This window comes from Vibrio sp. Vf1514 (assembly GCF_052076135.1).
Taxonomy (GTDB): Bacteria; Pseudomonadota; Gammaproteobacteria; order Enterobacterales; family Vibrionaceae; genus Vibrio; species Vibrio furnissii.
On the sequence record NZ_CP197267.1, the window covers coordinates 259833 to 278255 of the forward strand.

Below are 18423 nucleotides of genomic sequence, written 5' to 3' on the forward strand. Positions count from 1 at the left end.
TACTTTCGTGTTGCTGGACGGCATGAAGGAAGAGATTGTTCCCCTTCGCCGCCCGGTTTAGTACGTGTTATCAGACACTGCCGATAATTTGAATTGTACAGACTTGGGTATATAGTACCTGCTTTATCGACAAACCTATATAGGTACTCCTCTATGTCTTTTAGCGATCAAAACCTAATCTGGATCGATTTAGAGATGACAGGCTTGGATCCTGAAACCCATAAAATCATCGAAATCGCGACCATCGTGACCGACAGCCAGCTCAATATTCTGGCCGAAGGACCGGTATTGGCGGTGCATCAACCCGAGTCCGAACTGCAAAAAATGGATGATTGGTGTACCAATACGCACACCCAAAGTGGGTTGGTGGAGCGTGTACGCCAAAGCCAAGTGAGTGAAGACGATGCTGTGGCGCAAACCATCGCGTTTCTTGAACAGTGGGTACCTGCGGGCAAATCACCAATTTGTGGCAACAGTATTGGTCAGGATCGCCGTTTCCTCTACAAACACATGCCGCGTCTGGAAGAATATTTCCACTACCGTTACATCGACGTCAGCACCATCAAAGAACTGACTCGTCGTTGGCAGCCAGCCGTGTTGGATGGATTTTCAAAACAGGGTAGTCACCTCGCATTGGATGACATTCGTGAGTCGATCGCGGAGCTACAATTTTATCGTTCGACTGTCTTTAGCATCTAAAATAGGGCGTCGCATGGCTGGCCGCAACGGACGGTTGGCCTGCGTTGACCGGCGGTGAATGCGCGCGCTGGTGGCAAGTTCAGCACAATTTGCTGGCTGAATGTTCTGGGTTGCGCGCTTTTTCATCAACTGAAAAAAAATTAGATTTTTTTCGCGATAAGTTCTTGCATCACACAGAAATGCTCTTATAATTCGCAGCCCTAAACGACGGAAAACGTTGTTGATGCGACACTAGCTCAGTTGGTAGAGCGCAACCTTGCCAAGGTTGAGGTCACGAGTTCGAACCTCGTGTGTCGCTCCATTTACTTCAGGTAAATGGCAGAGTCTTCATCGTACTTAACGGTGACACAATACGGACGCGGGGTGGAGCAGCATGGTAGCTCGTCGGGCTCATAACCCGAAGGTCGTCGGTTCAAATCCGGCCCCCGCAACCAAATTCAGATGAAGTGCTTTGGCATTTTATCCTTGCGACACTAGCTCAGTTGGTAGAGCGCAACCTTGCCAAGGTTGAGGTCACGAGTTCGAACCTCGTGTGTCGCTCCACTTTCCTTTGGTAAAGTGGTGATAGCTCTCATCGTGCTTAACGATGACACAATACGGACGCGGGGTGGAGCAGCATGGTAGCTCGTCGGGCTCATAACCCGAAGGTCGTCGGTTCAAATCCGGCCCCCGCAACCAAATTCAGATTGAGTGCTTTGGCATTTGATCCTTGCGACACTAGCTCAGTTGGTAGAGCGCAACCTTGCCAAGGTTGAGGTCACGAGTTCGAACCTCGTGTGTCGCTCCAGTTTAGCCCGCATCGTGCTTAACGGTGACATGCGACACTAGCTCAGTTGGTAGAGCGCAACCTTGCCAAGGTTGAGGTCACGAGTTCGAACCTCGTGTGTCGCTCCAATTTAGCCCGCATCGTGCTTAACGGTGACATGCGACACTAGCTCAGTTGGTAGAGCGCAACCTTGCCAAGGTTGAGGTCACGAGTTCGAACCTCGTGTGTCGCTCCAGTTTAGCTCTCATCGTGCTTAACGATGACATGCGACACTAGCTCAGTTGGTAGAGCGCAACCTTGCCAAGGTTGAGGTCACGAGTTCGAACCTCGTGTGTCGCTCCAGTTGATAGCCCTCATCGTGCTTAACGATGACACAATACGGACGCGGGGTGGAGCAGCTTGGTAGCTCGTCGGGCTCATAACCCGAAGGTCGTCGGTTCAAATCCGGCCCCCGCAACCAATTTCTTCGTTTCAAGAGATCACTGCGCTAGACGCAGATTTTTTTACTCTTAAAACGGCAAAAGTTTGGCAAACCGCCAATGCTCTTTCTATAATGCTGTGAAGCATAAACCCCCTAAAAATAAACACGCTGCTGCGAGGTAGTGTGATTTTCTTTTTGTTTGCGACATTCGTCCGAATGTGCCCGCTTACCTGCTACAGACTGATTTTGTACTGTTCATCAACAGACTTATCCACATTTTATTTCTGTGGATAACTTGGTGTATAAAGTGTTTTTCAGTAGCTGGAATGGTGACTTGCGGCAGGATCTTTTTTGGCAACTCAGGTTGAGTGATAACACGGGTTTTTCTGTAACTCGTTGTTTTTGTTAACTTTAATTGACTTGTTAGCAACAAGCATTCCAACAAAAAAAGATCATTAACTGTATTTTCATTGATCCTAATCATTTCCTGCTGGTGTGACTAACTTTTCTAAGATTTAGAAAACAGAGTCGGATAAAAAATTTTTTCCACATTTGGGATATTTGAGAAGCATATCAAAGTCTGTGCGTAAGGCTTGTGCAACTCGCCCTCATTCAAGCATCTCTCGGCAACCCCTTCTCTATGATACGAACCAAGCGTTGGTGCTTGGTGTTGCTAAACGGCAACTGAGCTTGCTGTTCGGCTAAGGCCCATTCTATGTGTTCATCCAACAAGGCGGATTGCCCTTGGTGACGAGTCAGCGCGTCGATAATGCGAGACGAATAGGGCGCGTTGCCCATTGCGATTATCAGATTACGTTGCCACTGCTGGTGGCCTATCCGGCGAATAGCCGAGCCTTCCATGTTGCGCAAGAAGGTGGCTTCATCCCACGCAAACAGCGCGACCAAGTCCGGTTCGTTGAACGCTGGGCGGCGATGGAAGTCAGATTGCTGCGTCAGATCAGCAAAGCGATTCCACGGACACACCAGTTGGCAGTCATCGCACCCGTAGATGCGGTTGCCCATCGCTTTGCGAAATTCGAGTGGAATCACACCATCGTATTCAATGGTGAGGTAAGAGATGCAACGCCGAGCATCGACCACGCCATCGGCGACAATGGCGCCAGTGGGGCAAGAGGTCACACAGGCGCGGCATTTACCACATTGGTCTTCAGACGGCGTATCGACGGGGAGTGGAATATCAACCAGCAGTTCGCCGAGAAAAAACCACGAGCCGCTGTCTTGATCCAGAATCAGTGAGTGTTTACCGGTCCAGCCGAGTCCGGCTTTCTGCGCCAAAGGGCGTTCCAGAATCGGTGCAGAGTCGACAAACGGGCGATATCCCAGTTCACCCACCGCAGCTTCGATTTTCTCGCCCAGTTTCTTGAGCTGATTGCGCAGCAGCTTGTGGTAGTCACGGCCGAGCGCATAGCGGCTGATGTAAGCGTGAGTTGGGTTGTTGAGATTGCTGGCAAACTGCGCCTGCGGCGGTAGGTAGTTCATGCGTACGCTGATCACACGTAAGGTGCCGGGCAGGAGTTCAGCTGGGCGCGCGCGCATCATGCCGTGGCGCGCCATCCAATCCATCTCGCCGTGATATCCCGCGTCGAGCCATTGCTGCAATGCGGCTTCATGCTGACTCAGATCCACATCGCAGATCCCGACTTTTTCAAATCCGAGCTCAATGGCCCAGTGTTTGATCTGATCTGCAAGTGCGTGATAATCCATAACGGTTCAGCTCGGTAAAATGGGGCGGGGATCTTAGCGGATCTATCTGGGGGGATCCAGCGCTTCGCGCGTGCTTTTGTCCGCAACGCTGGCGAATATTTTTCGGTTTGCTTACAGAAGAGAGCTTGTCTCTCAAATCCAACCCAGTTTACTATTCGGTTTCTTTTGATTTTTATATAGTCGATGTTCGACACATTAGAGATATTTTCAATGACCACGAAGACCTTCACCCTTAAAGATGAGCACGCGACGGTAGATCTTGGCACAGCGCTGGCCAAGCTCTGTACGCAACAGACCACCTTATACTTACACGGCGATCTTGGTGCAGGCAAAACCACTTTCAGTCGTGGTTTCATTCGTGCATTGGGTCATACGGGCAATGTGAAAAGCCCGACGTACACCTTAGTGGAGCCGTACCAATTGGCTCAATGGCAAGTGTACCACTTTGATCTTTACCGTTTGGCGGATCCGGAAGAACTCGAGTTCATGGGGATCCGTGATTACTTTACCGATGATGCGATTTGTCTGGTGGAATGGCCGGAGAAAGGTCATGGCATGTTGCCAACGTCGGATCTGGATCTCGACATGCGTTACGATGGCAACCAGCGCCAAGCGGTGTTCACCGCAAACAACGACTATGGGCGTACATTATTGAATCAGTTGGAGTTATGTTGATCGTTCACGTTTGCCGTTCTTGGGTCGTCTGGCTTGCGCTGACGGCCGCCTTCCTGTCGAGTGCCGTCCAGGCCAACGTGTTGGAGGGGGTGCGAGTTTGGCCCTCTCCGGATGAAACACGCGTCGTGATCGACGTGAAATCCGAAGTGGATTTCAGCTATTTTACCCTCAGCGGGCCGGATCGTCTGGTGGTGGATCTCAAACAGACCTCGCTGGGCACCAAATTACCGGTTCATGTCCGCGACAGTGCGATCCTCACGAAAATCCGCGCCAGTTCTCCGCCTGAAAAGTCGAGCTATCGTCTGGTGCTGGAGCTGAAAAGGAAATCATCCCCGCAACTGTTTAAGCTCGCGCCGACACCAGGCGGCCAATATGGCCATCGTTTGGTGATTGATCTGCCACACGCCGAAAGTGCCAGCCAGCCAGCGGCTAAACCAAGCAGCGAGACCAAAGTGAGCCGAGATGCTTCGCAGCTCTATGGCACTGCCGATATCGTTGTCGCGATTGATGCTGGCCACGGTGGTGAAGATCCAGGATCGATCGGTCCGACCCGCAAGTACGAAAAAGACGTTACCTTGAGTGTGGCCAAGAAACTGGCGGATCAAATTGATGCCGTACCGGGAATGAAAGCGGTGCTTACGCGCCGCGGCGATTACTTTGTAAATCTGAACAAACGTTCTGAAATCGCCCGTAAGAACAAAGCACACTTGCTGGTGTCAATTCACGCGGACGCGTTCCATACGCCGCAGCCGCGCGGTGCCTCAGTGTTTGTACTCAATACCCGCCGCGCCAACACGGAGATCGCCCGCTGGGTCGAAAACCATGAGCAGCAATCGGAATTGCTTGGCGGGGCCGGTGAAGTGCTGGCAAAAAACAATGCCGACCGCAACGTCAGCCAAACCTTGCTCGATTTGCAGTTCAGTCATTCTCAAAAAGAAGGCTACAAAGTCGCGACCAACATCCTGCGTGAAATGGGTAAAGTCGCGCACTTGCACAAACGCGAACCAGTCAATGCCAGTTTGGCGGTGCTGAAATCGCCGGACATTCCATCCGTGCTGGTGGAAACAGGCTTTATTTCTAACCCCGCGGAAGAGAAATTGCTATTCCAGCGCAGCCATCAGGACAAACTGGCGCATGCGTTGACGGTGGCCGTGGTGCAGTATTTTGAAGACAACCCACCGGAAGGCACGCTATTTGCCAACCGAGGCAAAACGCAAAAACACAAAGTGCAGCGCGGTGAGTCGTTGTCGGTGATCGCCAACAAGTACGGCACCCGTGTCGAGGCGATTGTGCAAACCAATAAACTCAAGAGCAACAACCTCGCGGTGGGCCAGATCCTGACGATTCCGGGGGGCAGCCGCGGGCCGGTACATGTGCCGGTGGTGAGCAATCCGGTCGAAACCGAAACCGTGACTCACGTGGTCAAATCGGGTGATTACCTTGGCAAGTTGGCCAGCACGTACAAAGTCTCGGTGGACGCGATCAAACGCGAAAATAACCTGAGATCCGATACCTTGAAATTGGGCCAAAAGCTGAAAATTACCGTCAGCTTGAAGGACAAGCCGCTTCGCAAGCACACGGTGGCGCGCGGAGAGTTCTTAGGCAAGATCGCCAGCAAGTACAATGTCAGCGTGCAGAGCATTCGTGAAGCCAACAAGCTGCGTTCGGACAATCTTGCGGTCGGCCAGGTTCTGATCATTCCAAACAAATAACACGGGGCGTGTATGACGATTCGTATTCTGCCAGCGCGACTGGCCAACCAGATTGCTGCCGGGGAAGTGGTCGAGCGACCAGCTTCGGTGGTGAAAGAGCTGGTCGAAAACAGCCTCGATTCTGGTGCGACTCGAATCGATATTGACATTGAAAAGGGCGGCGCCAAGTTAATCCGCATTCGTGACAACGGCTGTGGCATCGACAAAGACGAATTGGGGCTGGCGTTGAGTCGTCATGCTACCTCCAAGATCCACACGCTGGACGATCTAGAAGCCATCATTAGCCTTGGCTTTCGCGGTGAAGCGCTGGCGAGTATCAGCTCGGTGTCGCGCCTCACGCTGACATCGCGCACAGCGACGCAGGAAGAAGCGTGGTCAGCGTACAGTGAAGGCCGCGACATGCAGGTGCAGCTGCAACCTGCCGCGCACCCGATTGGCACCACCGTAGAAGTGCTCGATCTGTTTTTCAATACGCCAGCGCGGCGCAAATTTCTGCGCACCGAAAAGACCGAATTTACGCACATTGATGAACTGTTAAAGCGCATTGCACTCAGCCGTTTTGATGTGACATTCAATTTGCGCCACAACGGCAAGCTGGTGCGCCAATACCGCGCTGCGAAAACCGAGATTCAGCTGGAGAAACGCATCGCAGCGGTGTGTGGCTCGGCCTTTGTGCGCAACATGCTCAAGATTGAGTTAGCGCATCAAGGGCTCAAACTGCATGGCTGGATCACCACACCCGATGGCGCGCGCCAGCAGAGTGATCTGCAATATTGCTACGTCAATGGCCGCATGATGCGCGACAAGCTCATCAACCATGCGATTCGTCAGAGCTACGAAACCAGTTTACGCCCTGATCAGTTTGCCACGTACGTGTTGTTTATTGAGTTGGATCCGCATCAGGTCGATGTCAACGTGCATCCCGCCAAACACGAAGTTCGTTTCCATCAGGCGCGTCTGGTACACGATTTTATTTATCAGGCACTCAGCAGCGCGCTGGCGGAAAGCCAACACATTGATGCGCCGGCGCACAACGAATCGGCTTTCCATTATCACGATGAGCCTGAACAGACGTCCGCGATATCAGAGCGGGTGACACAGGCGGTCGAAAGCACGCCTGCTTATCCGGGCCGCAGTGATTATGAACGCCCAGCGCGTGAAGCGACCCGCGATCAGGTGCGCGAAGCCTCCAAACACAGTGCATGGGTTGAATCTTCTCAAGCAAAACGCAAACCCGCGCAGGAACGCGTCAGTGCCCCTTCACCGTCTCAGGCTGAAGTGCGCGCGTATCAGGCGCTGATGCAAACCCCCGATGTGGCTGCGCCAACGCCTGACGAACATCGTCCATCTACACCGTCAGAACACACGCCGTTAGAACACGAGACTTTTACGGTGCAGCAATTGGGGAAAGCCATCGCGGTGGTGCGTGGATGCTATTTGCTGATGAACACGCCACAAGGTTGTGTGCTGCTGTCTCTTCGCGTGGCGGCGTGGCTGAGAGTGCGTGGGCAGTTGAATGCGCAGCACGAGCCCCTCAAGAGTCAGCCGCTGCTGGTACCGCTGTCGTTGAAAATGTCGGCATCGGAAGCCACCGCTTTGGAACAGTCCCAGCCGCTGCTGACGCAATTGGGTTTAGAGCTCAAGCCGCGTCATCCGGGATCCTTGATGGTGATGGGGGTGCCGCAACCGCTGCGACAGCAAAATCTACAACTTCTGATCCCAGATCTGTTATCTTACGCGTCTTTGAATTTTGAGCAGGCCGATCAGCCGCTGGATCTGAATTCGCTGGCCGATTGGCTGAGCGATCGTGTGGTGAGTGAGAAAGCTGACTACACTTTGTCAGAAGCGATCCAGTTGATTGCAGAGATTGAGCAGATGTGGCAGGGCAACCTCCCGCTGCACGATGAACGTTTTGTTCGACCTGTGGATTTTTCCGCGACCATTGCAGCATTAAACTCATGAGCACACAATTACCTTTAGCCCTGTTTCTGATGGGGCCGACCGCTTCCGGTAAAACAGACTTGGCCATTCGTCTGCGCCAAAAGTTTCCGGTTGAGATCATCAGCGTGGATTCGGCGCTGATCTACAAAGGCATGGACATCGGCACCGCCAAACCAGACCAGCACGAGCTGGCGCTGGCGCCTCATCGACTGATCGACATGCTCGATCCGAGTGAAGCCTATTCTGCGGCAGATTTTCGCCGTGACGCGCTGCGTGAAATGAACGACATTGTGGCACAAGGGCGAATCCCGCTGCTGGTGGGCGGTACCATGCTGTATTACAAGGCGTTGCTGGAAGGGTTATCCCCGCTGCCAGCCGCTGATCCTGAGATTCGTCAACAGATCGAACACGAAGCGGAACAACATGGTTGGATGGCGTTGCATGACCAATTACGCCAGATCGACCCCGTCTCGGCCGAACGAATTCATCCAAATGATCCACAAAGATTATCGCGGGCATTGGAAGTTTATCGGATTTCAGGTAAAACTCTTACTGAACTGACTCAAACCAAAGGGGAAGCATTACCTTTTCGGGTCAAGCAGTTCGCAATAGCTCCCAAGGAAAGGGCTGAGCTCCACCGTCGAATTGAACTCCGATTCGAAAAGATGGTCGAAGCAGGGTTTGAAGAAGAAGTCAAAGCACTCTATGCTCGAAAAGATCTTCATCCTGATTTGCCGTCGATCCGTTGTGTGGGATATCGACAAATGTGGGACTATTTAGACGGGAACGGTCGTTTGGAGGACGCAATCTTTCGCGGAATCTGCGCCACTCGTCAATTGGCCAAGCGACAGATCACCTGGTTGCGCAGCTGGGATGATTTAACTTGGTTAGATAGCGAAAACGTTGAACACGCGTTGGAAACTCTCTCAAATGCCATAGCATCTGATTGAGTTAGCTGTGTATAATGTGATCGCTTTTGCGTGATGTGCCCTGTAAAGGATCCGTTACTTGTTTTTGGCGCGTCAGCCCCAATGATCGGTAACAACGGGGTGTTTTTATTCGTTTAGCTCAGATGCGAAGGCCGCACAAATTTCAGTGCACCGCTAGCTAAATAACTACAACAAAATACAAATAAGGAAAATAAAATGGCTAAGGGGCAATCTCTACAAGACCCATTCTTAAATGCACTACGTCGCGAGCGTATTCCAGTGTCTATCTACCTTGTGAACGGCATTAAGCTGCAAGGCCAAATCGAGTCGTTTGATCAATTTGTGATCCTGTTGAAAAACACCGTGAACCAAATGGTGTACAAGCACGCGATCTCAACAGTTGTTCCTGCTCGTCCAGTGAGCCATCACAGCGGTGATCGTCCAACGAATGAGCGCGGCTCAGAGAAATCAGAAGATTAATTCTCTGTACGCAAATTATTATTTATTAAGGAGTTGATAGCTTGTTTGACCGTTACGAAGCCGGTGAGCGAGCCGTACTTGTTCATATCAACTTCACGCAAGAGGGTGAATGGGAAGATCTCAGAGAATGTGAAATGCTGGTCTCTTCCGCAGGAGTGTCGACCCTACAGGTGATCACCGGTAGCCGACAATCTCCTCACCCTAAATATTATGTCGGTGAGGGCAAAGCCCAGGAAATTGCACAGGCCGTCCAAACGACGGACGCTGATGTGGTGATTTTCAACCATGCCCTCTCTCCTGCCCAAGAACGTAACCTCGAACATCTCTGCCAATGTCGAGTGATCGACCGTACCGGTCTGATCCTAGATATCTTTGCACAGCGTGCGCGTACTCACGAAGGTAAATTACAAGTGGAACTGGCTCAGTTGCGCCATATTTCTACTCGTCTGATTCGTGGCTGGACGCACTTGGAACGTCAAAAGGGCGGTATCGGCTTACGTGGTCCGGGTGAAACCCAGTTGGAGACGGACCGTCGTTTATTGCGTGAACGAATCAAAGCCATCTTGCGCCGTTTAGAGCGCGTAGCGAAGCAGCGTGAACAAGGTCGACGTGCACGAAACCGGGCAGAAATACCCACGGTTTCATTAGTCGGTTATACCAACGCAGGGAAATCGACCCTGTTTAACCGCATAACCTCAGCGGGCGTCTATGCCGCAGACCAACTGTTTGCGACCCTCGACCCGACCTTGAGAAAAATTGATTTAGCCGATGTTGGGCCAGCGATTTTGGCCGACACCGTCGGATTCATTCGTCATTTACCACACGATCTGGTGGCCGCATTCAAAGCCACGTTACAAGAAACTCAGGAAGCTGACATTTTGTTACATGTTGTGGATGCGAGTGACGAGCGTTTTCGTGAGAATATTCAGGCTGTCGATGATGTTCTGCTGGAGATTGAGGCCAACGAAGTGCCCACGCTCTTGGTGATGAATAAAATCGATAATCTAGAAGGCCAACAACCTCGTATAGAAAGAGACGACGAGGGCGTTCCGAGAGCGGTGTGGGTCTCGGCAATGGATGGTCTTGGCATTGATTTGCTGTTTGCAGCACTGACCGAACGTCTGGTCAGTCAGATCGTTGAATATCGCTTGCGAGTTCCGCCACAACACCAAGGCAGAATTCGCAGTACCTTCTTCCAAATGAAGTGCATACAACACGAAGAGTATGATCAAGAAGGCAATTTACTGATCACAGTTCGTATGCAGCAAGTGGATTGGTCTAGACTAGAAAAAAGAGAAGAGGCAGTTTTACGTGACTTTATAGTTACTTAAAGGACTGCTAGAGTATAACGTCATATCAAATGATGGAGCTTTCTAATGGCGTGGAATGAGCCCGGAAATAATAACGGCAACAACGGCCGCGATAATGACCCATGGGGTAACAACAATCGCGGCGGTAAAGGTGGCCGTGAACAAGGTCCGCCAGATTTAGACGAAGTGTTTAATAAACTGAGTCAGAAGCTGGGTGGCAAGTTTGGTAAGAAAGGCGGTGGCGGTAAAGGGCCTTCTTTCTCCGGTGGTGGTGCGATTGGCTTTGGTGTCATTGCCGCGATTGCCATCGCGATTTGGTTCTTTGCTGGCTTCTACACAATTGGTGAAGCGGAGCGTGGTGTGGTGCTGCGTCTGGGTAAATACGATCGCATCGTTGATCCAGGCCTGAACTGGCGTCCGCGCTTTATTGATGAAGTGACACCGGTTAACGTGCAAGCGATCCGTTCACTGCGTGCGTCGGGTCTGATGTTGACCAAAGACGAAAACGTGGTCACCGTATCGATGGATGTGCAATACCGTGTGGCTGACCCATACAAGTATCTGTTCAAAGTGACCAATGCAGACGACAGCCTACGCCAGGCGACAGACTCTGCACTGCGTGCTGTGATCGGTGACTCATTGATGGATAGCATTCTGACCAGTGGTCGTCAGCAAATTCGTCAGAGCACTCAGGAAACCCTGAACCAGATCATCGACGGCTACGACATGGGCTTAATCATCGTTGATGTGAACTTCCAGTCTGCCCGTCCGCCGGAGCAGGTGAAAGATGCGTTTGATGACGCCATCGCGGCGCGAGAAGATGAAGAGCGTTTCATTCGTGAAGCAGAAGCGTACAAAAACGAAATTCTGCCAAAAGCGACCGGTCGTGCTGAGCGTCTGAAGAAAGAAGCGCAAGGTTACACCGAACGTACCGTGAACGAAGCGTTGGGTCAGGTGGCACAGTTTGAGAAACTGCTACCGGAATACACCGCGTCACCAAAAGTTACGCGTGATCGTCTGTACCTAGATGCGATGCAAGAAGTGTACTCCAACACGTCGAAAGTGCTGATTGATTCAAAATCCAGTGGCAACCTGCTGTACTTGCCAATTGATAAGTTGGCCGGACAGGAAGGCGCGGCAACCAAGCGTCCGACAAAGTCGTCTTCGGCTTATGACCAAATTGAGTTGGAATCACAACGCACTGAAACGGAAAGCGATACCCAATCTCGCTCAACCAGCACACGTCAAGGGAGATACTAAGAATGCGTAAGTTAATGATCCCTGTTGTCGTTGTTGTTCTGGCGTTGCTGCTGATGTCGATGTTCGTTATCCCGGAAGGGGAGCGTGGTATCGTCATTCGTTTCGGTCGAGTGCTGAAAGACAACAATGATGTATCGAGAATTTACGAGCCAGGTCTGCATTTCAAAATGCCAATGTTTGACCGTGTCAAAACACTGGATGCGCGCATTCAGACCATGGACGGCCGTTCGGACCGTTTCGTCACTTCGGAGAAAAAAGACGTCATCATCGATTCGTATGTGAAATGGCGTATTGAAGACTTCGGTCAGTTCTACTTGGCAACCGGCGGCGGTAACACGCTCACGGCGGAAGCCCTACTAGAGCGTAAAGTGACTGACGTACTGCGTTCTGAAATCGGTGCGCGTGAAATCAAGCAGATCGTTTCAGGCCCGCGTAACAGCGATGTGTTGCCAGACAGCCCTGATTCGGATGTGGTCACGACTGAAGCGGCGAAGCAGGCGTTGGAAATTGATGGTCAACGTGACCAAATCATGGAAAACGTTCTAGAAGATACGCGTCAAAGTGCGATGAAAGACTTGGGTGTTCGTGTGGTGGATTTCCGAATGAAGAAAATCAACCTACCGGATGAGATCAGTGAATCGATTTACCGTCGTATGCGCGCAGAGCGTGAATCGGTGGCTCGTAAGCACCGTTCACAAGGTCGTGAAAAAGCAGAAGTGATCAAAGCACAAGCTGAGCTTGAAGTGGCGACCATTCTGGCAGAAGCCGACAAAACCGCGCGTGTAACACGCGGTGGTGCGGATGCACGAGCGGCGAAGATCTACGCGGATGCTTACAACAAAGATCCAGAGTTCTTCAGCTTCCTACGCTCTCTTCGTGCGTATGAAAAATCATTCAGTCAGAAGAGCGACATTCTGGTCTTGGATCCGAATAGCGAATTCTTCCAATACATGAATAACTCGAAAGGCACTGCGCCTGCGAAATAATCGCCGGCTGCAGATAACATAAAGGCTCCGCAAGGAGCCTTTATTGTTTGTCGATGGATCAAACGAAGGAGAACCCGGTGTCGAATTCAATTTGGGTTGCGGTTGGGCTGGTGCTCATTGTCGAAGGACTTGGCCCGTTGATTGCCCCCAACGGCTGGCGTCGCATGGTGGCACAACTGAGTGAGCAGCCGGATCACCAATTACGCCGCATCGGCGGTTGTCTGGTGGTGGCGGGCGCCGTGATCGCGTATTACTGTATGCGCTAGCGCTCGAGCATGGCGCCCCTCACGTGCGCCGTTAATAATGTGGTGGTGGTGTTTCTTGGGAGGGATCGGCCAGATTGGACGTATCCATGTTTTTCACCTTGCCCACCACGTATTTCATTTGATCCTGCATTTTGGTGATCAAGAGTTGCTGATGGCTTAACGCTTCGTTGAGTTCATCAATGGTTTGCTCCTGAAACGCCACTTTGCATTCCAAGTCATCTATGCGCTGCAACAGCGAAGTCAACATATCGTCTTTCATGATTAGTCGTCGAGTTTCCAAGCTTGAGCTATACCGGCAGACGTGCCTGAAATGACACGCTGCTGTGAATCGAAAGCCGCATCATACACCACCGCGCGCGGTGGGCGGGCATCTTTTCTCGGCTCCGCTTCAAAGCTGTCGAGTTTCTTACCGCTTTGCGTGTCCCAAACGGCGATACGGCTGGATGGGGTGCCTGTCACCAAGCGGGAACCATCATCGGAAAAGCGGGCCGCAGAGAAAACCAACTGGCGTGAAAAACTGCTCAACGATGTGCGTTTTTGCCCGGTTTTCAGATCCCATATGATGGCTTGATTGCCGCCGTCTGAGGTAAAAGCGAGTTGGCCGTCCCGTTGCAGCGCAACGCGGTTGACGCGCTGATCGTGTTTAAACTGACGTAAAATTTGGCCCGTTTGGGTGTCCCATAGATAGGCGGTGTAATCGTTGCCGCCCGTCAGGGCGTAACGACCATTGGGTGAAATTGCGACTGAATTGACTTTTTCCTGATGGGCAAGGAACTCCAGACGTCGTCCGGTGACTAAATCGACGTAAATGGCTTTCCCGTTGGAGAGGCCGAGCAGAACTTGCTCGCCATTGCTGGTGATGTCGACATCGCGAATCAGTCCGTCCGAAATGGACCAAAGGCCTTTGGCTTGCGTCCAAGCCAAATCCCAGACGGCGAAATTGATTTGGCTCGCGGTCACGGCATAGCGGCCGTTGTCAGAAAGGCGGATGAGCGACACGGTGCTCGCTTGAGGATCTTGCGCGCCGAGGTCGGCGAGTTTTTTGTGTTCGCTCAGATCCCAGAGCACCAACTGATGTTCTTTGGAGTAAATCAGCGCGAATCGCCCATCTCTACTGAGCCCAAAACTGGTGGACCCGTTGGGTTCTAAATCCCAGCGTTCGACATTCTGGTCAGAGAAAAAACAGCCATTTAACAATGAAATGACAACAAACAGTAGGATGGAATGAGAAATTATTCGCATCAGTTCTAATTATCCGCCTCGTGTGTAAAGACAATCTGAAAACATAAGGCTATATTGGTACAACTCTGTGTTGCGCACCAGCTTGAAACCAAGATTTGTGCACAATCACAAAAGGTTTGCCTACAAATTGGAGAATTCAATGAAATCACTTTTTAAAGTGTCGCTACTGGCCGCAACCGTAGTGTTGGCCGTTGGCTGTCAGAAAGAAGAAGCTGCAAAACCAGAAACCGCAGCACCAGCCGCAGAACAAGCTTCTGCCGCAAAAACGGTAACCTTCCAGAATGAAGACGACAAAGCAGCGTACGCAATTGGTGTTTCGTTTGCGAATTACCTCAGCACCAGCATTGAAAAACCAAGTGAAATTGGCATCAATCTGAACAAAGATATGGTTCTTCAGGGAATTCAGCATGTATTTGCTGGGAACGCTGAAATGACCGAAGAAGAGACCCGTGCGGCGCTGGAAGCGCTCGATAAACGCGTGGCTGAAAAAATGAAAGCGCAAGCCACTGAAAAAGCGGCTGCGAACAAAAAAGCAGGTGATGACTACCGTGCTGAGTTTGAAAAACAGGAAGGCGTGAAGAAAACTGCCACAGGCCTGTTGTACCAAGTGATGACCCCAGCGCAAGGTGATTCACCTAAAGATACGGATACCGTGCAAGTGCACTACAAAGGTACGTTGATTGACGGCACGCAATTTGACAGCTCTTACGATCGTGGTGAGCCAGCGACATTCCCGTTGAATCGCGTGATCCCAGGTTGGACCGAAGGCGTGCAACTGATGCAAGTGGGCTCGAAGTACAAGTTCGTGATTCCGCCAGAGTTGGCTTACGGCGAACAAGACACGCCAACCATTCCGGCCAACTCAACCTTGGTGTTTGAAGTGGAACTGCTGAAAATCGACAACGGTGACAAAGCAGCGCAATAAGCATCACGGATTGCAACGCAAAGGGCCTGACTTGTTCAGGCCCTTTTTGATCCCGCTCTAGAACTGCTACATAATTTGTTCTAAATCACTTGTTGGCAATATAGCAGAGTCTTCGGCTAAAATTTTCTGATAAACTTACACCAATTTGTTGATTTTTCGTTCTAAGGTCAAAATACAGTGACAACGACAGAGACTATTAATGCCGATATGTTGCTTGAGATGGAATCCGTGCATGTGAAACCATTTACAGAGCATGACAAAGTAATTTTGCGTTCATACGAAGCCGTTGTGGATGGAATTGCCAGCTTGATTGGCCCTTTTTGTGAAATCGTTCTGCACTCGCTGGAAGATCTCAACACGTCCGCGATCAAAATTGCGAACGGGGAGAACACGGGGCGTCAGGTGGGGTCACCAATCACAGACCTCGCGCTGAAGATGCTGCGCGATATTGAAGGATCAGAGCGAAACTTTTCACGTTCGTACTTTACGCGTGCCAAAGGCGGCGTCTTGATGAAGTCGATCACGATTGCCATTCGTAACGGTGACAATCGCGTGATTGGCTTATTGTGTATCAACGTCAACTTAGATGCGCCGTTCTCTCAAGTGCTGCAATCGTTTATGCCAACCCAGGAAGCGCAAGAAGCGGCGTCTTCTGTGAACTTTGCCAGTGATGTGGAAGAGTTGGTTGATCAAACGGTAGAACGCACCATTGAAGAGATTAACGCGGACAAGTCGGTGTCAAACAACACCAAAAACCGTCAAATCGTCATGGCGCTGTTTGACAAGGGCATCTTTGATATTAAAGATGCCATCAACCGCGTGGCGGATCGCCTGAATATTTCTAAACACACAGTTTACCTCTACATTCGTCAGCGTAAAACTGAGGATGACGAGAAGTGAGTTTAACCTACACCTTGTTGGTGAATGGCTCCGTCTATGGCACGCAGTCAGCGCGGAATGCGTACCTGTTTGCCAAGGCCGTGATTGAAAAAGGCCACACGTTGACCAGCGTCTTTTTCTATCAGGATGGCGTGCAAAATGGGTCGGCGCTTACGGCACCGGCCAACGATGAGTTCGACCTCGCCAAAGCATGGCAACAATTAGCTCAGCAGCACCAAGTGCGCTTAGAAACGTGTGTGGCGGCAGCGCTGCGCCGTGGCGTGGTGAGCCAAAGTGAAGCTGAGCAACATCAGTTGCCGGGGGCAAACTTAGCTCCTTTGTTTGAGCAAACCGGATTAGGCAGCTTGGCGGAAGCATTATTGACTCAAGACAGAGTGGTACAGTTTTGAAAAAAATCGCGTTTGTCTTTCATTCCGCGCCACATGCGACCAGTGCGGGCCGCGAGGGCTTGGATGCGCTGTTGGCTGCGTCGGCTTACAGCGAGGATCTGGCGGTGTATTTCATCGGCGAAGGGGTGTTGCAATTGGTCTGCGATCAACAGCCGCAGTCGGTGCTCAGCCGTGATTACATCAGTGCGTTTAAGCTTTTGGATCTCTACGACATCGAGCATCGTGTGGTGTGCGCTGCCAGTTTGGCAGAATGGGGCATCGCGGGTGAAGATCTGCTGGTGGACGTCGAATGCTTAGATCCGCAAACCATCGGATCGCAATGGCAAGCGTTTGATCAGATCATGACCTTTTAATCTCAGGAGCGGCTGTGCTACATATTGTTAAACATCCTCAGCAATTGGTGCTGATTGGTCGCTATCTTCAAGCGAATGATCAGCTGTTGTTGGTTGAAAGCGCCGTCTACGCGACGAGCGAACATTCGCCATATTTTGCTCATTTACCCACCCAACAGTGCGTTTATGCGCTGAAAGAAGATCTCGAGGCCAGAGGGTGGATCAATCGTTGTGCGCAGAACATTCAGGTTGTGAATGTCGATGCGTGGGTTGAATTGAGCGTGAATCACGATAAATCAATGAGTTGGTGATACTTCGTCGTTGTTGTACGCCACACTGTCCATTCCCCCATTTTGGCCCGGCAAAAAAGATCTGTATATTTCTTGACACACATCCCACTGCTGCATAGAATTTTGCGTCCCTATTTGCGCAATGTGCATTTGGGGCTAGATTTTTCACAAAGCTTACTTTCAAGTAAATTCAGGAGCTAGTTAATGGCAACTATTAACCAGTTGGTACGTAAGCCTCGTGCAAAGCAAGTTGCTAAAAGCAACGTGCCAGCACTAGAAGCGTGCCCACAAAAACGTGGTGTATGTACTCGTGTTTACACTACTACACCTAAAAAACCTAACTCAGCACTTCGTAAAGTTTGTCGTGTACGTCTGACAAACGGCTTCGAAGTAACATCGTACATCGGCGGTGAAGGTCACAACCTTCAAGAGCACTCAGTTGTTCTGATCCGCGGTGGTCGTGTTAAAGACCTTCCAGGTGTTCGTTACCACACTGTACGTGGTGCACTTGACTGTGCAGGCGTGAACGACCGTAAACAAGCTCGTTCTAAATACGGTGTGAAGCGTCCTAAGTCTTAATGGATTCCGTTAAGTAAGGCCAAACACTAAATTATTTTTTAATTTTTTGAAAAAACTGAAAAGTTTTGGATAAAACCTGAAGAAGACAACGGAGAATATTCCATGCCACGTCGTCGCGTCATTGGTCAGCGTAAGATCCTTCCAGATCCAAAGTTCAAATCTGAACTGCTGGCAAAATTCGTTAACATCCTTATGGTTGACGGTAAAAAATCTACTGCAGAAAAAATCGTTTACACTGCACTAGATGCTATGGCTGAGAAATCTGGTAAAGATCACTTAGCTGTATTTGAAGAAGCTCTTGAAAACGTTCGCCCAGCGGTAGAGGTTAAATCTCGCCGTGTTGGTGGTTCAACTTACCAAGTGCCAGTAGAAGTACGTCCGGTTCGCCGTAACGCACTTGCTATGCGTTGGTTGGTTGAAGCTGCGCGTAAGCGTGGTGAAAAATCTATGGCTCAACGCCTAGCTGCTGAAATGCTAGATGCGTCAGAGAACAAAGGTACTGCTGTTAAGAAACGTGAAGACGTTCACCGTATGGCAGAAGCGAACAAAGCGTTTGCTCATTACCGCTGGTAATACCTTCTGTGCTGCGAGGTCCT

General features: G+C 50.9%; 20 protein-coding genes and 9 tRNA genes. 26 read left to right on the forward strand and 3 right to left on the reverse strand.

Annotation, left to right across the window (positions count from 1 at the left end; translation table 11 throughout):
• The first annotated feature begins 153 nt into the window (after window positions 1–153).
• The 10 genes from orn to ACS18Q_RS01230 all read left to right on the forward strand — a co-directional run bounded on the left by orn (window position 154) and on the right by ACS18Q_RS01230 (window position 1925).
• The gene (gene orn, locus ACS18Q_RS01185; protein WP_004728272.1) at window positions 154–699 is read left to right on the forward strand and encodes an oligoribonuclease; all 546 of its coding nucleotides are present in this window, start codon (window positions 154–156) and stop codon (window positions 697–699) included.
• 225 nt (window positions 700–924) lie between these two features.
• A tRNA-Gly gene (locus ACS18Q_RS01190) sits at window positions 925–1000 on the forward strand.
• Between the two features lie 56 nt (window positions 1001–1056).
• Window positions 1057–1133 (forward strand) — tRNA-Met (locus ACS18Q_RS01195).
• Window positions 1134–1166: 33 nt separating this feature from the next.
• A tRNA-Gly gene (locus tag ACS18Q_RS01200) sits at window positions 1167–1242 on the forward strand.
• A 58-nt stretch (window positions 1243–1300) separates the two neighbouring features.
• Window positions 1301–1377: transfer RNA gene (locus ACS18Q_RS01205), tRNA-Met, on the forward strand.
• Window positions 1378–1410: 33 nt separating this feature from the next.
• Window positions 1411–1486: transfer RNA gene (locus tag ACS18Q_RS01210), tRNA-Gly, on the forward strand.
• A 31-nt stretch (window positions 1487–1517) separates the two neighbouring features.
• Window positions 1518–1593, forward strand: a tRNA-Gly gene (locus ACS18Q_RS01215).
• A gap of 31 nt (window positions 1594–1624) precedes the next feature.
• Window positions 1625–1700: transfer RNA gene (locus ACS18Q_RS01220), tRNA-Gly, on the forward strand.
• 31 nt (window positions 1701–1731) lie between these two features.
• Window positions 1732–1807: transfer RNA gene (locus tag ACS18Q_RS01225), tRNA-Gly, on the forward strand.
• Window positions 1808–1848: 41 nt separating this feature from the next.
• Window positions 1849–1925, forward strand: a tRNA-Met gene (locus ACS18Q_RS01230).
• A gap of 573 nt (window positions 1926–2498) precedes the next feature.
• Here ACS18Q_RS01230 and queG read toward each other — a convergent pair.
• On the reverse strand, window positions 2499–3611 hold the full coding sequence (gene queG, locus ACS18Q_RS01235) for a tRNA epoxyqueuosine(34) reductase QueG (protein ID WP_441257285.1): 1113 nt from the start codon (window positions 3609–3611) through the stop codon (window positions 2499–2501).
• A gap of 210 nt (window positions 3612–3821) precedes the next feature.
• Here queG and tsaE point away from each other — a divergent pair, with 210 nt between their 5' ends.
• From tsaE to ACS18Q_RS01280, 9 genes are all read left to right on the forward strand, one after another.
• On the forward strand, window positions 3822–4286 hold the full coding sequence (tsaE, locus tag ACS18Q_RS01240) for a tRNA (adenosine(37)-N6)-threonylcarbamoyltransferase complex ATPase subunit type 1 TsaE (protein WP_004728274.1): 465 nt from the start codon (window positions 3822–3824) through the stop codon (window positions 4284–4286).
• Window positions 4280–5998 carry an N-acetylmuramoyl-L-alanine amidase gene (locus ACS18Q_RS01245; RefSeq protein WP_441257286.1) on the forward strand — a complete coding sequence of 573 codons (1719 nt, stop codon included), beginning with the start codon at window positions 4280–4282 and terminating at the stop codon, window positions 5996–5998. The genes tsaE and ACS18Q_RS01245 overlap by 7 nt, the downstream gene beginning before the upstream one ends.
• A gap of 12 nt (window positions 5999–6010) precedes the next feature.
• The gene (gene mutL, locus ACS18Q_RS01250; protein WP_441257287.1) at window positions 6011–7960 is read left to right on the forward strand and encodes a DNA mismatch repair endonuclease MutL; all 1950 of its coding nucleotides are present in this window, start codon (window positions 6011–6013) and stop codon (window positions 7958–7960) included.
• Window positions 7957–8889, forward strand: a complete 933-nt coding sequence (gene miaA, locus ACS18Q_RS01255) for a tRNA (adenosine(37)-N6)-dimethylallyltransferase MiaA (RefSeq protein ID WP_143680962.1) — start codon at window positions 7957–7959, stop codon at window positions 8887–8889. Before mutL ends, miaA begins: the two co-directional genes overlap by 4 nt.
• 195 nt (window positions 8890–9084) lie before the next feature.
• Window positions 9085–9348, forward strand: coding sequence for an RNA chaperone Hfq (hfq, locus tag ACS18Q_RS01260; protein WP_014203968.1), 264 nt, complete (start codon window positions 9085–9087; stop codon window positions 9346–9348).
• A 41-nt stretch (window positions 9349–9389) separates the two neighbouring features.
• A complete protein-coding gene (gene hflX, locus ACS18Q_RS01265; RefSeq protein ID WP_004728279.1) occupies window positions 9390–10679 on the forward strand; it encodes a ribosome rescue GTPase HflX in 1290 nt (429 codons plus the stop codon).
• A gap of 45 nt (window positions 10680–10724) precedes the next feature.
• Complete coding sequence (gene hflK / locus ACS18Q_RS01270; protein WP_143680961.1) at window positions 10725–11918, forward strand: FtsH protease activity modulator HflK; 1194 nt, start codon at window positions 10725–10727, stop codon at window positions 11916–11918.
• 2 nt (window positions 11919–11920) lie between these two features.
• Complete coding sequence (hflC, locus tag ACS18Q_RS01275) at window positions 11921–12904, forward strand: protease modulator HflC (protein WP_143680960.1); 984 nt, start codon at window positions 11921–11923, stop codon at window positions 12902–12904.
• 77 nt (window positions 12905–12981) lie between these two features.
• Complete coding sequence (locus ACS18Q_RS01280) at window positions 12982–13170, forward strand: DUF2065 domain-containing protein (protein WP_014203966.1); 189 nt, start codon at window positions 12982–12984, stop codon at window positions 13168–13170.
• A gap of 31 nt (window positions 13171–13201) precedes the next feature.
• Here the strand turns inward: ACS18Q_RS01280 and ACS18Q_RS01285 are convergent, their stop codons facing one another.
• Together ACS18Q_RS01285 and ACS18Q_RS01290 are read right to left on the reverse strand one after the other, a co-directional pair.
• Entirely contained in the window at window positions 13202–13429 is a 228-nt protein-coding gene (locus ACS18Q_RS01285) for a SlyX family protein (RefSeq protein WP_004728283.1), read from the reverse strand.
• A gap of 2 nt (window positions 13430–13431) precedes the next feature.
• Window positions 13432–14412, reverse strand: coding sequence for a WD40 repeat domain-containing protein (locus ACS18Q_RS01290; protein ID WP_014203965.1), 981 nt, complete (start codon window positions 14410–14412; stop codon window positions 13432–13434).
• A 139-nt stretch (window positions 14413–14551) separates the two neighbouring features.
• Here ACS18Q_RS01290 and fkpA point away from each other — a divergent pair, with 139 nt between their 5' ends.
• The 7 genes from fkpA to rpsG all read left to right on the forward strand — a co-directional run bounded on the left by fkpA (window position 14552) and on the right by rpsG (window position 18400).
• A complete protein-coding gene (fkpA, locus tag ACS18Q_RS01295) occupies window positions 14552–15337 on the forward strand; it encodes an FKBP-type peptidyl-prolyl cis-trans isomerase (protein WP_004728285.1) in 786 nt (261 codons plus the stop codon).
• A 177-nt stretch (window positions 15338–15514) separates the two neighbouring features.
• The gene (locus tag ACS18Q_RS01300) at window positions 15515–16237 is read left to right on the forward strand and encodes a helix-turn-helix transcriptional regulator (RefSeq protein WP_041942412.1); all 723 of its coding nucleotides are present in this window, start codon (window positions 15515–15517) and stop codon (window positions 16235–16237) included.
• Window positions 16234–16626 carry a sulfurtransferase complex subunit TusD gene (tusD, locus tag ACS18Q_RS01305; RefSeq protein ID WP_014203963.1) on the forward strand — a complete coding sequence of 131 codons (393 nt, stop codon included), beginning with the start codon at window positions 16234–16236 and terminating at the stop codon, window positions 16624–16626. The genes ACS18Q_RS01300 and tusD overlap by 4 nt, the downstream gene beginning before the upstream one ends.
• The gene (gene tusC / locus ACS18Q_RS01310; RefSeq protein ID WP_014203962.1) at window positions 16623–16979 is read left to right on the forward strand and encodes a sulfurtransferase complex subunit TusC; all 357 of its coding nucleotides are present in this window, start codon (window positions 16623–16625) and stop codon (window positions 16977–16979) included. Before tusD ends, tusC begins: the two co-directional genes overlap by 4 nt.
• Window positions 16980–16993: 14 nt before the next feature.
• Entirely contained in the window at window positions 16994–17269 is a 276-nt protein-coding gene (gene tusB, locus ACS18Q_RS01315; RefSeq protein WP_441257288.1) for a sulfurtransferase complex subunit TusB, read from the forward strand.
• Between the two features lie 183 nt (window positions 17270–17452).
• Entirely contained in the window at window positions 17453–17827 is a 375-nt protein-coding gene (rpsL, locus tag ACS18Q_RS01320) for a 30S ribosomal protein S12 (protein WP_014203960.1), read from the forward strand.
• 102 nt (window positions 17828–17929) lie between these two features.
• The gene (gene rpsG, locus ACS18Q_RS01325; protein WP_014203959.1) at window positions 17930–18400 is read left to right on the forward strand and encodes a 30S ribosomal protein S7; all 471 of its coding nucleotides are present in this window, start codon (window positions 17930–17932) and stop codon (window positions 18398–18400) included.
• Window positions 18401–18423: the final 23 nt, after the last annotated feature.

Excerpts from the sequence above, each read along its gene's own strand:
- orn (WP_004728272.1), top strand. The coding sequence starts at position 154 with ATGTCTTTTAGCGATCAAAACCTAATCTGGATCGATTTAGAGATGACA.
- queG (WP_441257285.1), bottom strand. The coding sequence starts at position 3,611 with ATGGATTATCACGCACTTGCAGATCAGATCAAACACTGGGCCATTGAG.
- tsaE (WP_004728274.1), top strand. The coding sequence starts at position 3,822 with ATGACCACGAAGACCTTCACCCTTAAAGATGAGCACGCGACGGTAGAT.
- ACS18Q_RS01245 (WP_441257286.1), top strand. The coding sequence starts at position 4,280 with ATGTTGATCGTTCACGTTTGCCGTTCTTGGGTCGTCTGGCTTGCGCTG.
- mutL (WP_441257287.1), top strand. The coding sequence starts at position 6,011 with ATGACGATTCGTATTCTGCCAGCGCGACTGGCCAACCAGATTGCTGCC.
- miaA (WP_143680962.1), top strand. The coding sequence starts at position 7,957 with ATGAGCACACAATTACCTTTAGCCCTGTTTCTGATGGGGCCGACCGCT.
- hfq (WP_014203968.1), top strand. The coding sequence starts at position 9,085 with ATGGCTAAGGGGCAATCTCTACAAGACCCATTCTTAAATGCACTACGT.
- hflK (WP_143680961.1), top strand. The coding sequence starts at position 10,725 with ATGGCGTGGAATGAGCCCGGAAATAATAACGGCAACAACGGCCGCGAT.
- hflC (WP_143680960.1), top strand. The coding sequence starts at position 11,921 with ATGCGTAAGTTAATGATCCCTGTTGTCGTTGTTGTTCTGGCGTTGCTG.
- ACS18Q_RS01285 (WP_004728283.1), bottom strand. The coding sequence starts at position 13,429 with ATGAAAGACGATATGTTGACTTCGCTGTTGCAGCGCATAGATGACTTG.
- ACS18Q_RS01290 (WP_014203965.1), bottom strand. The coding sequence starts at position 14,412 with ATGCGAATAATTTCTCATTCCATCCTACTGTTTGTTGTCATTTCATTG.
- fkpA (WP_004728285.1), top strand. The coding sequence starts at position 14,552 with ATGAAATCACTTTTTAAAGTGTCGCTACTGGCCGCAACCGTAGTGTTG.
- rpsL (WP_014203960.1), top strand. The coding sequence starts at position 17,453 with ATGGCAACTATTAACCAGTTGGTACGTAAGCCTCGTGCAAAGCAAGTT.
- rpsG (WP_014203959.1), top strand. The coding sequence starts at position 17,930 with ATGCCACGTCGTCGCGTCATTGGTCAGCGTAAGATCCTTCCAGATCCA.